This window comes from Saccharopolyspora sp. NPDC049426, from assembly GCF_040676935.1.
GTDB lineage: Bacteria > Actinomycetota > Actinomycetes > Mycobacteriales > Pseudonocardiaceae > Saccharopolyspora.
In genome coordinates this window covers 552,790-565,654 of the sequence record NZ_JBFAPZ010000001.1, presented here as the reverse complement: position 1 = coordinate 565,654, position 12,865 = coordinate 552,790, and the positions used below count along the sequence as shown (strand labels likewise).

Here is a 12,865-nt window from a genome sequence, read left to right as displayed (position 1 = left end):
TGCTCACCAGGCGGGGTAGCGCTGCGCCCACCCCGGGTCCGTCGGTGGTCCCGGGCTGAACTCCGCCAGCGCATCCTTGGCCACGGTTTCGACCAGTCCGCGCAGTTCGAGGGTCCCCAACCAGTCCGCTGGAATGGCCCGGGCCCCGTGGAGCGCCCCGCCAATGTTGCCGCACACCATCCCGGTGGAGTCCGAGTCCCCCGAGTGGTTCACCGAAAGAAGCAGTGCATCGCGCAGGTCGTCGGTGGCCAGAACGGCGTAGAGCCCGATCGCGAGAGCTTCCTCGCCGACCCAGCCACCACCCAGCTCCTGCGCGATCTCCTCGGGCGAAACGACTCCGCGCTCGGCCAGCGCGACCGCCTTGTCGAGGATCTGAAGCTGTTCCTCGTGCTCCCGCCACCGCGTCAGCAACTCCCGCGCCAACCGCACGGACTCGCGCAGCGGAACCTCGCGGATCAGCTGGTGCACGATCACCGCCAACACCCCGGCCGACAAGAACCCGCTGGGATGGCTGTGCGTCAACGCCGCGGTCCCGACGGCCGCGTAGAACACCTCCGCAGGATCGTTCGACCACACCGCCACCGGCGCAGCCCGCATCACACCGCCGCACCCCTTGGAATCGTTGGTCCGATGCCGCGGAGTAGCCGAAACCCCCGTCTGCGCGAAGTTCGACAGAGCCGTCATGCAGGTGTTCCCCGGAGCCCGGGTATCGAACAACCCGGGGTTGGTGATCAACCAGCCGTCGGGCCGGCGCAGGTGCTGCGCATAGGGACCACCTGCGGTCAACCAGTCCCGCCCCTGCGTGTGGTACCAGCGCTGATACGCGTGCTGCACCTCAGGAACCGGATCGTTGTCGGTCGGCTTCATCCGCCGCGCCACATGCGCCCGAATCAACCCTTCGAGCGTGAACAACATCATCTGCGTGTCATCAGAAACCCGGGCAACCCCCTGCCGAAGCACAGGCCCGGTAACCCCGGCTGGCCCGTAATCCCGCCGCAGCACCTCGATGTCCTTGAACTCGATCGCATACCCGAGCCCATCTCCCATCGCCCCACCGAGCATCGACCCCAAGAACCGCTCGTGCGCATGGATGGGTGAAGCAGCAGATGCCATTGCTGTGTCCGATCGGGTTTCGCTCAGGAACGGGTACCGCTGATTCCATTCCTCGTCGTCGCGGGGAACGTCACCAAGCTGCGCAGGAACGTCCTGGGCGAGCCGGAAGACCAGCTTGGCCGACGTCGACAGTCCTTCAGCCCAGTGCGAGGGGATCACGTCGAGACCTTCGAAGCCGGCACCCATGATCGCCCCAGCCAGCGCTCCGGTCACCACGCTGTTGCCGGAGTGGTTGACCGCGATTCGCATCGCTTCATCGAAGTCCGTCGCCGCGGATTGCACCGCGCACGCGGCGATCGCCAGCGCCGAAGCGGGTGTAGAACCGTCACCGAGGGTCTCGACCTGCTCAGGCGTGATGCCCGGGCGGGCCAAGGCATCAGCGGCCCGCATGAGGTGCAGCAGCTCCTCGCGCCCGGAACCGAACTCATCGGCGTCGACCTCGATGACCTGACCGAAACCGCGGACGTAGTTCCTGGTCATCACGGCCTGCTGCAGGATCACCGCCAGAGCTTGCACCGCGGCTACGGACTCACCGGATTTCCCGAGCACACCGCACACCTGCTCTGCGTGCGCGATGACCTCTCGACTGCTCTGCGACCACGAACTGGCGGGAATGGCCGCGTACAGGAATTCCGGGAGGTTCAGCGATCGCCCGGACAGACCTGCCGCGACGGCGTCAACCGCACCAGAACCGCGAACCCGTTGCGGAAGATGCTTTCCCAACCAGCCTGCCCGTTGCGATGCCTCCGCAGAATCCGACGTCCACAGTTCATAGGTAGCGCGCAGCTCAGCCACGGGATCCGCACCGCGAACCAGCGCACGATCGAGCCTGATCCGGCCGTCCAGCGACAACGCCAGCATCACCAGACCGTCCGACATCCGCTCATCCTCGGTGCGCGCTTCCAGCGAGGTCACACCGGACTCGCCGAACTGCTCCCGGATCTCCGGCCAGCCCAAAGAAGCCACCCGGTGGCCCAGCGAGTCACCGATCAACGCCCCGACAACAGCACCGAGGAACCGCTGCGCACGCTCCGCAACGAGCCCCTCGCCTCCCAGCAGAGTCCGCCTGCTCGGCCGGCGCAAAGTCTCATCCCCAGTACTACCCATCACAACCATCCGTGCCTCAGGAGCCTGCTCGAAAGTGAGTCACCAGGCGGGGTAGCGCTGAGTCCACGACGGGTCGGTGGGAGGGCCGGGGCTGAACTCCGCCAGGGCATCGTTGGTGAGGGTCTCGATGATCTGGCGCAGCTCCAACGTCTGCAGCCACTCCGCCGGAATGGCGCGAGTTCCGTACAGCGCGCCGCCGATGTTGCCGCACACGATCCCCGTCGAGTCCGAATCACCGGAGTGGTTCACCGAGAGCAACAGCGCATCACGCAGGTTGTCCGTGGCCAGCACGGCGTAAAGGCCGATGGCGAGCGCTTCTTCGCCCACCCAGCCCTCGCCGAGCTCTGCCTTCAACTCCTCCGGCGACACACGACCACGGTCAGCCAACGCCACCGCACGGTCGAGGATCTGCAGCTGCTCCTCGTGTTCCGGCCACCGCGTCAGCAGATCCCGCGCCATCCGCACGGCATCGTGCAGCGGAACCTCGCGCAGCAGCTGATGCACGATCACCGCCAACACTCCGGCCGACAGGAACCCGCTCGGATGACTGTGCGTCAGCGCGGCAGTCCGCACCGCAACGAGGAAGACCTCGCTCGGATCGTTCGACCACGCCGCGACCGGAGCCGCCCGCATCACCCCGCCGCAGCCCTTGGAGTTGTTGATCCGATGCTGCGGAGTCGCGAAGACCCCGGTCTGCGCGAAGTTCGCCAGAGCCGACATGCAGGTGCTGCCCGGAGCCCGACTCGCGAACAGCTCCCAGTTGGTGATCAACCAGCCGTCAGGCCGCTGCAGGTGCTGCGCGTAAGGCCCACCCGCGGTACGCCACTCCGGCCCCTGCGTGTGGTACCAGCGCTGATACGCGTGCTGCACCTCAGGAACCGGATCGTTGTCCCGCGGCTCCACCCGCCGCGCGACATGCGCACGGACCAAGCCCTCCAACGTGAACAGCATCATCTGGGTGTCATCGGAGATCTGAGCGACCCCGTCCCGCGACACCGGCCCGGTCACCCCATCAGCCCCGTGATGCCGCCGGATCATGTCGATGTCGCTGAACTCGATCGCATACCCAAGCGCGTCCCCCATCGCACCAGCGAGCATGGAACCGAGGAACCGCTCGTGGGCGTCGATGGGTTTCTCAGGCACGGCAGCAGGCTGCGGGTTCTGCCCAGCCGCTCGGCGCTTCTCGAGCTCCTGCTTGAGCATCGAGCCTTCGATGAACGCCTGGTGCCTCGTGGCGATGTCGAGCACGAGGCCGGCTTCGTCCAGGAACGGCTCGATCGAGGCCAGGTTGGCCTTGTGCGCCCCCTTCGCGAAGTCCGGGACGTACTTGACCGCCGAGGCACCGAACAGGACCTTCCTGCCACCGAGCGGGAAGATCGGGGCGACCCCGTCCTCCTCGACCACCAATGCGAAGTCGCTGTCCGCGAGGACGGTCACGAGCGCGCCTGTCGAGACATATCCGGCGGTGTGCAGGTGCAGGACCTTCTCCAACATGCTCACCGGCTCCGGGAATCCCAATGTCAGCGGAGACGGCTTGTACTTCGAGCTCGGCCGGTACTGACCGGTCACCGCACCGGACTCGTCCACCCAGTACTCACCGACGAAAGCGTGCTCGGGGACCTTGTCGCGCGGCTGTCCCTGGTACATGCGGTCCGGCACACCGACCCAGGTTCCCGGCTGCTGCTGCGCCACGGCCCGCAACTCGTCGGTGATCTCGGGTGCCGAGTGCAGAATCGTCCGCGAACCGATCAGCATCACGTCTTGGGCTTCAGGAGAGGTTGCGACGTGCACGTTCAACTCGGGCAACATCGGCAGCAGCTGGTACCCGTTCACGACGGTCGTGCCCGGAGCGAAGTCCGGCACGGCCTTCTTGTTCGTGCACACCCAGACCTGCTGCTTCTCCTGACCTTCGACGCTGACCATGACCGGGTCCGACGAATCCTCGGACGTCACCAGGAGCAACTTCGCGACCAAGAACTCCCGGTAGACCTGATCGATGGCCTCGGGGTCGCTCGCGTACCGCTCGATGGCCTGCTCAAGCGCGGTCGTCGGCCCTTGCTGACTCATCCCGCTTCTCCGTCCTCGGCTGCATTCCCCGCGTCACGCCTGCGCTTGGCGGGGAAGGGCTTGAAGTTGTCATCCAGCCCGATGGGGAAATTGTCCCCCGGCTTGGGAGTCGACCGACGGCCGCTGCGATGCAACTCGCGCAACCACTCCCGATCAGCCTCGGCCGCCGCTCTTTCTTCTGGAGACCGCTTGCTCCAGTCCGTGCTGTACTTCCGCACGAGCTCCTCGTGACTCAGCGGTGTAACCCCACGGTCCCGGAGGCGGACAACCCACTTCCCCAAATCATCACTGAACTCCTTGCTCAGGATTTCGAAGCGACTACCCGGTGGCCACGTCACCTCCTCGCGCATGGCCATCTCACCTTCCAAGATCCTTCAGCCGGATCGTCCACTTACCCGTATCCTCGTTGAACTCGCGACTGCTGACTGCGAAGCGATTCCCCGGTGGCCACGCCACTTCGCGCATGCCCCCATACGGCTTGAGGAACTCAAGATCCTTGCCTTCGCGGGCCTCGATCACGAACTCAACATTGCCCGGGAACGGATCCGACTTTGAAGAACTCGTAAAGGCGTTCTCCGTGACCTCTGCCCCATCCGAGTACCGGTCCAGGAAGTTGTCCATGTCCCAGGAATCGATGTAGATACCGCGGTGAACCTTCGGGACCTCCGGAGTCGAAGTCCAGTCCGGGAGCTTGTTCATCCCCGAGACGGCGTTCCTGATCACGGTCTCGTACTTGCGCACCTCTTCGACGTCCCCGTTGCGCAGGGCCTCGTTCCAGTACTGGTGATCCATACCGGTGTAGAGGTACATCGCCGAGAGCTCTTCGTCGGTGATGTGCTCGATGTCCGGCCTTCGCCCCCGGATTTCCTGGATCTCGGCATCGCTGAGCACCTTGCCGAGCTGTCGGAGCGCCGAGTGGTCATCGGCTGTTGCGCGGAAGTCCTTGTCGCCGAAGAAGTCGAACTCGTCGAGCGGATTGCGGTCGCCGAGTTCAGGCGCATCAGCGTGCGGAGCATTCGGGACCAACGATCCCTGTTCGAAACCGTTGTCACGCAGGAAGTCTTCGAAGGAACGACTCGGAGGCGTCGCATCGGGCGAGGACGGGAAGCTCGCCGCACCAGCTCCACCAGTCGAGCCTCCGCCTTGGACGTGCGGAGAACCTGCTGGATTCACCGGTTGAGAGGAACCGTGCGGGGAGTTCGGCTGCCCAGCGCCCCCGGCAGAAGATTGGTGCTGGCCGGGTGAGTCCTGCGGCCGCTGAGCGTCAGGGGGCGTCGAACCGCGCGGAGCGTTGGACCACGGCGCCTGTTGCTGCGGCGCGTCCTTCGGCGCGAAGTCGCCTTCGACCTTGTTCGGGGTGTGCGGTGTCTCGTGGTGGGCGGGGCCTGGGTCGAAATCGTCCAGGACGGGCTTCGACGTCGAGGGGGTCGCGTGCGAGCTGGACGCAACGGGCGCGGGCTTCGAACCGCCCGCTGGTTCGAAGTCAGATTTCCAGGAGGAATCCGCCGGAGCATGCGCTGCGGAGGGCGTGCCGGACTGCGCCGGGGTGAAGTCGTCGAGCACGGGCTTCGACGGTGTCGCCGCAGGCGCAGCCGGCCCGTTCGGAGCGGATGGCCCGACACCGTCCAGCTGGCGTGATGCGCCCCCGCCCTGGTGCGCGGCAGGTTGGTGGGTTGTCGGGGGCCCGGGGGGCTGCGGCCTCGGGTTCGGCGCGGCAGGTTGCTGCGGTGCTGACGGGGGCTGCGGAGTCGCGTTGTTCCACGGTGTTTGCGGCTGACCGGGCGCGCCCGGCGCGGTCGGGTTCGAAGTCGGCGCAGCGGCGTTCGGCGCATGCCCGTACGGCTGTTGGGGCTGTGCCCTCGACCCGTACCCGCCCTGAGCAGGGGCGGGGGCGTTCTGCGCCCCGTGCCACGGCTGTGCCGGATTGCTGGGCCGGAAGGCGTTCGGTCGCCCTCCTTGTGGCGAGAAGCCCTGCTGCGGTGGCCTCTGCCGAGGCTGCGTGTGTGCGGGCTGCTGCGGAGGCGCGTACCCGCCCTGAGGCTGCTGCGGGGGCGGGTAGGCGCCTTGTTGCGGAGGTTGCGGGTTCGCAGCCTGGTGTTGCGGGTGCGGCGAGTGCACGCCCTGCTGCGAGACGTGCTGCGGCTGCTGCGGGTAGCCACCGCTCGGCTGCTGCGGGTGATTTTGCGGAGCGCTGTGCTGCGGATACCCCTGCGGCGAATTCGGCTGCTGCGGGTAGCCCTGGTACGGCTGGTTCGAGTAGTGCGGGGGCGCACTCGGTTGCGGGTGTGGCTGTGCCGGTCCGGGCTGCGGGTAGGCCTGATGCGGGTACGCCTGCGGCTGGTAGCCCTGCTGGGGATATCCCTGCTGTGGGTAGCCCTGATGCTGCGGTTGCTGCGCGAACCCCTGGTTGGGTGCTTGCTGGAAGCTCTGCTGCTGCGGGTGGTAGCCGTGGTTCTGCGGTGGCGGGCCGTAGTGCCCCTGTGGGGGTGCGTTGCTGTAGTTGTGGCCGGTGACCGGGTCGATGGAGAAGTCTTCGTCCTTGCGTCGGCCGAAGATGCCTCGGATCTGGGCGCTCTCGGCTTGGACGCCGTGGCGGACCCATTCCGGTTGGTGGCCCGGTGGGTAGGGGCTGCTGTGGACGGCTTTGGTGCCGTCGGGGCGGAAGGCGGTCCACTCGCCGGGGGAGTCGAGGCGGGGTTTCGGCGTGCCTGACTCGTCCTTGTCGAACTTGGCGCTGGATTCGCTGGCGTAGATGTTGCCGTGGTTGTCGACCCACGCGTTGGTGTTCGGGGCCAGCACCTCCACGCCCAGTTCTTCGGAGAGCTGCTGGGCGAAGTTCTTGGAGCCATCGGGCACGTCGGCGCCGGTCTCGCAGGAGACCAGGCGGATCGGCGTGCCTTCCTTGTAGCCCGAGGAGCCTCTGATGATCTCGGCGAGTTCCTTGGCGTCGAGATCGATGTGCTTGAACTTCACGCCGTTCGGGCCGCCGTGCATCTCGACCGTGAAGCGGTTCGGGTCGACCGAGCACCTCGGCCGCTTGTGCGCCCATTCGGCTCGGCCGAAGTAGTTCGTCACCGGGGGCTTGGTGAACGACAGGCCCGCGCCGGTGGCTTCGATGTCGCGTCGGAACGGCCCGAGCTTCTCCCGGAGCTCGGGCGAGATGTTGAGGCGAGGGGTGTGGTCGACCATGTGATGACCGGCCTGCCACTGGTCCTTCGGCGGGGTCTCGGCCGCCATCGACTCCGCCGTCGAAACCTTCGGCTCATCGAGTTTTGGCTGTTCAGCAAGGCTGTTCGGCGTTTCCGGAGCGCGCTGGGACGGGATCGGCGTGCGGGGCGAATCCGCGGTGCGCAGGTGGGGCGGCCGAGGCGGGGCGCCCTGCGGTCGCTGCACCGGCGTTCCCTGCCGGATCGGAGCGTGGGGCGCGCCGGACCGGACAGGCCGCATCGGCCCGGGCGCGTGCGGGGCCTGGCGAGGCGGCATCCCGCCCCTGGGGGCGCGCGCGGGGGCCGGGGCGTCCAGGCGCGGGCCCGCGGGGTGGCTCGGGGAACGCGGCGTCCGAGGCGCGTTGGTGGGGAGGTCGCGGACGGCGCCCGGATGCCCCGAGGTGCCAGTCCAGCCGCCCTGCCCCTGACGTCCACCGCGCGGCGACGGCGTTGCGCCGCCGGGAGCCGACGGGCTCGCCGGAGAGCCCGCTGCGCTGGCAGGGGCGTTGCCCGAGGGCTGGTCCGGGCGCGGAGCCGCAGGGGCCGACTGCGGCGCGGCCGCGTCCGGCCTGGCCGGGGCGTCGACGGCGGCCGCCGAGGTGCTGGAGGGGGCTCGCGGGACGTCGGAGCTGTTCGCACTGGACGAGCCGGCGTTGCTCGACCCCGTGTCGGCGCGAGTCGCTCCACCCGGGTCCGCGTGCGACTGGGTCCCCGAATCGGGGCGAGCCTGCGGTCCTCCGGAGTCCGCGTGCGGCTGAGAGCCCGAGCTCGGATTGGAATCGGCCTGCGACTGCGATCCCGAACCGGAGTCGGATCGCGTCGAGTCCGAAGCATCCTGCGACTGAGAACCGGAATCGGTGCGGTTCGAACCACCCGAGCCCGAACCGTCCTGCGACTGGGTGTCGGACCGAGCCGAACCGCCGGAGTTCGAACCGTCCTGCGACCCGGCACCGGAATCGATGCGCGTCGATGCACCCGAATCAGCGCTCGACCGCGAATCCGCGCCCACGTCGCCGCGCCCGCCGGCGGATTCACCGGCGGACGAACCGTCCGAAGTGGACTCGGAACGCGGAGAGCCGGTCTCCCCGGTGGATTCCGAGCGGGCCGAAGACGGCGAATCCCCCTGCCCCGAAGCACCGCTCGACGACCGAGGACCTGACTCCCCACCACCGGAAGCCGAATCACCCGAGGACGACTCGCCGTCTCCCGAGCTCGGCGCGTCCGGGCCGCCGCCGAACTTGGCGTTGTGCTTGCCGACGACGTCGGTGCCGAAGGTGTCGTCGACCTTCTTCCACGTCTTCTCCGCGATCCGCTCGGCGACGTCGAGCTTCTCGGCGACCTTCCCGATCGCCCCGGCACCGGCCTTGCCCTTGTCGCCGAGGGTTTTCATGACGTCGCCGAAGACCTCGGCGAGCTTGGCGAGCTTCGGGGAGACGTTGCTGATCGTCCTGGTCAGCTTGCCGACGATGTCGGCGATCTTGGTGACCGTCTTGGAGATGAACGCGACCGCCTGCGGGATCACCCAGGCCAGCGATGCGATCGGCGGCAGCAGGGCTTCCAGCGCGTAGGTGATCAGCCGCGAGATGCAGTCGGCGACCAGGTCGCGGACGAACTCGCGGACGAACGAGACGACCTCGCCCATGATCGTCACGACCGAGCTGATGGTCCCGGCGAGCTTCGCCGCTCCGGCGAGCGCTTCGCCCTTCTCGGCGGCGGTCTTGCGGTAGGCGTCGCCCGCGGCACCGGTCCAGCTCGCGGTGTCGGCCTTGACGGCGTCCTTGTACTGCTGGGCGGCCTCCTCGACAGCCTTGGAGACGTTCTCCCAGGTCTTGCCGTAGGCGGCGACGCCGTCGGGGTCTCCTGCGAACCAGTCGAGAGCTTCCTTGAGCGGCTGGACGTGCTCGATCAACCAGGACAACCCGTAGGAGAGCAGGGTGCCGATGGGGTCGACGGCGAGGCTGATGCCCTCCATCGCGAGCCCTCCGTAGGCGAGCCCGGACTCGACCCAGCTCGAACCTTCGTTGAGGCTGGAGACGTCGTTGACGGATTCGGCGATGCCGATGCCGCTCGCCCAGCCCGCGTCACCGCTGCCCTGGGTGATGAAGCCGTCGTTGCTCTCCGGCTGCTTCTCGACGAGCGGGTTCGTCACGGCTGGACCCCTCGGATGAGGGCGCTGTTGGAGTCGTCGACCTGCTGGTAGTCCTCGGCGGTGGCGCGCACGTCGTCGGCGATCTGCCGCATCGACGTCACGGCCTCCCGCAGCGCATCGACGCCGTTCTGCTCGACCGGGTCGATCATCCACGCGAAGGGCCGGCACAGGATGCCGTAGGCGTCGTTGTTCAGCGAAACCTGCTGCGAGACGTCGACGGCCGTGCTCAGCTGGTCCACCACACCATCCACTTTGGACGCGTGGGTGCGCAGGTTCTCGATCGCGACGTTCATCTCGTCAGGCATGTGCAGTCCCCGGGTCAGCGCAGGAAGGAGCCGTTGCCGAAGTCGTCGTCGAAGTCGTCGGGCCTGCGGCGGCCGGGCGACTGCCGACGTTGCGGCGGCTGGTGGTCGTCCTCGGCGGCCGGGCGGATCTCGTTCGGCCGGGCGCCGCGCGGCGACTCCTCCTCGGGCGGGGGCTCCGGGAAGTGCTTGCGGGCCTGGTCGAGCACGTGCTGGGCGGCCGAGTCGGCGAGCCCGACGGTGCCCTCGACGGCCTGCTGCATCTGCCCGGGGATCTTGGCCTGCGCCTGCTGCACGAGCCGCATGATCTCCGCGCCGAGCCTGGGCATCGGCCGGTTGTTGGCGTTGTCGGCGAGCTGCAGGTCCTGCAGCATCCCGGTGGACGCCACGGTCACCCGGATCGCGCCATCGCGGGAAGATTCGGTCACCGAGATCTGCTCGACCTGCTGCTGCAGGCGGTTGAACTTCTCGGCCTTCTCCGCCGCCCGGTCCTGCCACTCGCGAACCATCCGCTCGGCGGCACCGATGTCCCTGCCGAAATCCTCCGCCACGACACTCCCCGTCGATCAACTGTCCAGCGGCTGAGCACGTTATCAACCGATCGTGCGCCGGCAGGCCGGATCGGATTTTTCCCACCGAGGCGAGAATCACGGTGGCCCGGGAGGCACCGCTGCGCGGACCGGGCACCGCTCCAGGTATTAAGGTCTGGACCGTGACGGTGGGATGGTTCGCTGGGCTGGTTCACCCGGACAGCAGGCAGCTGGCCGAGGCCCTCAGGTCCGCCGTCCGGGACGGGTCGCTGCCGGCCGGAAGCCGGGTTCCCTCGACGCGCTCGCTCGCCCAGGAGCTCGGGATCGCGCGCGGCACCGTCACCCGCGCCTACGACCAGCTCGTCGCCGAGGGGTTCCTGGTCGCCCGTCAGGGCGCTCCCACCGTCGTCGCCGAGCTTCTCGCGACCCCCGCGCAGCCCGACGCGCCCGAGCCCGCGCAGCCGGACGTAGCGCGCTGGGACTTCCGCTCGGGTCGGCCGAACCTGAGCGCCTTCCCGCGCCGGGACTGGCTGGCGGCGAGCCGCCGCGCGCTGCGCGACGTGCCCACCGACGACCTCGACTACGGCGATCCGCAGGGGCATCCGCGGCTGCGCGAAGCGCTCGCCGACTACCTCGCGCGCGAGCGAGCGGTGGCGACCACACCGGCCAACATCATCGTCTGCAACGGTTACACGCAGGCGTTGTCGCTGCTCAGCAATGCCCTTGCCGATCGAGGCGAGTCCTCCGTCGACTTCGAGGACCCGTCGGCGCCGCACCTGTGGGACATCCCCGCCGGGTTCGGGATGTCGGTGCACGGCATCCCGGTCGACGACGAGGGCATCGACGTGTCGCTGCTGCGCAGCCGAGCAGTGGTGGTCACCCCGGCGCACCAGTTCCCGCTCGGCGTCAGCATGAGCTCCGCGCGACGGGCGGAGCTGGCGCGGCGCGCCAAGGACGAGGACATGCTCGTCATCGACGACGACTACGACGGCGAGTTCCGCTTCGACCGGCAGCCGATGGGCTCGCTCCAGGGAATGGCGCCGGACAACGTCGTCTACGCGGGCACGGCGAGCAAGACGCTGGCGCCCGCGCTGCGTTTGGCCTGGTTGGCGCTGCCGTCGCGGCTGGTGGAACCGGTCCGGGAGCTCAAGCGGCACAGCGGACTGCACGCTCCGCTGTTCGAACAGCTGGCCATGGCTGAGTTGATCTTGTCGGGGGCCTACGATCAGCACGTCCGCCGATCGCGCGCCGCCTACCGTCAGCGTCGCGCCCAGCTCGGTGAAGCGCTGCGCGGGATGCGTGCGAACCACCGGCCCCACCCGGCCGGGATCTCGGCGGGACTGCACGTGACCTTGCAGCTGGATCCGGAAGGACCCACGGAACTCGAAGTCCTCGACAGGGCGCGGCGGCGGTCGGTGGAGCTCCAGGTGCTGGGGCCGCACTGGCTCAGCCCCGGCTCGCACCCGCCCGGCGTGATCGTCGGGTACGCGGCGCCCTCCGACCGCGCGTTCCGTCCCGCACTGCAAGCCCTGGTCGCCGTCCTCGAACGGTGACCCGTTCAGGCGACACTGCGCGTCGTCGGCGTGTCCACTGCAACAGATGGGGAACACCTGTTCTATTCTGGTGTCCCCTCCCGCGATACACAGGAGCACAGAGTTGACCGAAGAGCAGACCACTCCGGCCGAGACCACCGGCGCGGACAGCACGGCGCCCTCCGCTGTCGCGACCGAGGCCCCCTCGTCCGAAACCCCGGCTCCGGCGGCCACCGAGTCCTCCGAGGCTCAGGCTGAGGCGCCCAAGAAGCGCCAGACCCGCAAGAGCACCGCGAAGAAGACCCGCACCGTCGAGCTCACGCTCACCGTCACCGGCACCGCCGACGGCGAGTGGCAGGCCGACCTGATGCACCAGGGCAAGCGCGTCGTGCAGGCCCTGCCGGTCGCGGCCGCCGCCGTGTCCAAGGCCGCCGCCGAGCTCAACTCGGAGATCTCCGAGACAATCGAAGGCGTCATCAACGAAGCCCGCCAGCAGCACGAGGCCAAGCTCGCCGAGCTCGAAGCCGAGGTCGAGCGAGTCCGCAAGGCCCTCGCCGAGCTCGAAGGCTGACCCGAGGACTCCCGGGGCGCCGTGGTCCCCTCCCAGGCATGGCCCCCTGGACATGAAAGAGCCCCTGCCCAGCAGGGGCTTTTTCATGCTCGAAAGTCAACGAAATGATCAACAGCGGTTCCGCCTGACCACGGATCTGCACTAACTTCCGACGCATGAGTCCAGCCCCCGCTGAGCAGACGCTCCCCATGCCCAAGATCGAGGCGGAAGCCCTCGCCGACCACTACGACGCGCAGCCCTCGTCCGCGGACGCCATCGCCGACGAAACTCAGCGCTAGTAATAGCGCA

The 12,865-nt window shown here is 68.3% G+C and carries 9 protein-coding genes; 3 read left to right on the top strand and 6 right to left on the bottom strand.

Annotation, left to right across the window (positions count from 1 at the left end):
• Window positions 1-3 precede the first annotated feature (3 nt).
• The 6 genes from AB0J78_RS02725 to AB0J78_RS02700 are packed head-to-tail and all read right to left on the bottom strand — an operon-like array spanning window position 4 to window position 10,495.
• Window positions 4-2,220, bottom strand: coding sequence for an ADP-ribosylglycohydrolase family protein (locus AB0J78_RS02725; protein WP_363786226.1), 2,217 nt, complete (start codon window positions 2,218-2,220; stop codon window positions 4-6).
• A 39-nt stretch (window positions 2,221-2,259) separates the two neighbouring features.
• A complete protein-coding gene (locus tag AB0J78_RS02720) occupies window positions 2,260-4,287 on the bottom strand; it encodes an ADP-ribosylglycohydrolase family protein (protein WP_363786224.1) in 2,028 nt (675 codons plus the stop codon).
• Complete coding sequence (locus AB0J78_RS02715; protein WP_363786222.1) at window positions 4,284-4,637, bottom strand: hypothetical protein; 354 nt, start codon at window positions 4,635-4,637, stop codon at window positions 4,284-4,286. Before AB0J78_RS02715 ends, AB0J78_RS02720 begins: the two co-directional genes overlap by 4 nt.
• Before the next feature lie 7 nt (window positions 4,638-4,644).
• Window positions 4,645-9,642, bottom strand: a complete 4,998-nt coding sequence (locus AB0J78_RS02710; protein WP_363786220.1) for a hypothetical protein — start codon at window positions 9,640-9,642, stop codon at window positions 4,645-4,647.
• Window positions 9,639-9,947, bottom strand: a complete 309-nt coding sequence (locus AB0J78_RS02705; RefSeq protein WP_363786218.1) for an ESX-1 secretion-associated protein — start codon at window positions 9,945-9,947, stop codon at window positions 9,639-9,641. The genes AB0J78_RS02710 and AB0J78_RS02705 overlap by 4 nt, the downstream gene beginning before the upstream one ends.
• 14 nt (window positions 9,948-9,961) lie before the next feature.
• The gene (locus AB0J78_RS02700; protein WP_363786216.1) at window positions 9,962-10,495 is read right to left on the bottom strand and encodes a YbaB/EbfC family nucleoid-associated protein; all 534 of its coding nucleotides are present in this window, start codon (window positions 10,493-10,495) and stop codon (window positions 9,962-9,964) included.
• Window positions 10,496-10,662: 167 nt separating this feature from the next.
• Here AB0J78_RS02700 and AB0J78_RS02695 point away from each other — a divergent pair, with 167 nt between their 5' ends.
• The 3 genes from AB0J78_RS02695 (at window position 10,663) to AB0J78_RS02685 (ending at window position 12,855) form a co-directional block, all read left to right on the top strand.
• A complete protein-coding gene (locus AB0J78_RS02695) occupies window positions 10,663-12,027 on the top strand; it encodes a PLP-dependent aminotransferase family protein (protein WP_363786214.1) in 1,365 nt (454 codons plus the stop codon).
• A 103-nt stretch (window positions 12,028-12,130) separates the two neighbouring features.
• Window positions 12,131-12,577, top strand: coding sequence for a DUF6319 family protein (locus AB0J78_RS02690; RefSeq protein ID WP_363786212.1), 447 nt, complete (start codon window positions 12,131-12,133; stop codon window positions 12,575-12,577).
• 155 nt (window positions 12,578-12,732) lie between these two features.
• Window positions 12,733-12,855: a hypothetical protein gene (locus tag AB0J78_RS02685; RefSeq protein ID WP_363786210.1), complete on the top strand. Its 123-nt coding sequence runs from the start codon at window positions 12,733-12,735 to the stop codon at window positions 12,853-12,855.
• The last annotated feature ends 10 nt before the right edge of the window (window positions 12,856-12,865 follow it).

Coding starts and splice junctions, on each gene's coding strand:
- AB0J78_RS02725 (WP_363786226.1), bottom strand. CDS start 2,220: ATGGGTAGTACTGGGGATGAGACTTTGCGCCGGCCGAGCAGGCGGACT.
- AB0J78_RS02720 (WP_363786224.1), bottom strand. CDS start 4,287: ATGAGTCAGCAAGGGCCGACGACCGCGCTTGAGCAGGCCATCGAGCGG.
- AB0J78_RS02715 (WP_363786222.1), bottom strand. CDS start 4,637: ATGCGCGAGGAGGTGACGTGGCCACCGGGTAGTCGCTTCGAAATCCTG.
- AB0J78_RS02705 (WP_363786218.1), bottom strand. CDS start 9,947: ATGCCTGACGAGATGAACGTCGCGATCGAGAACCTGCGCACCCACGCG.
- AB0J78_RS02685 (WP_363786210.1), top strand. CDS start 12,733: ATGAGTCCAGCCCCCGCTGAGCAGACGCTCCCCATGCCCAAGATCGAG.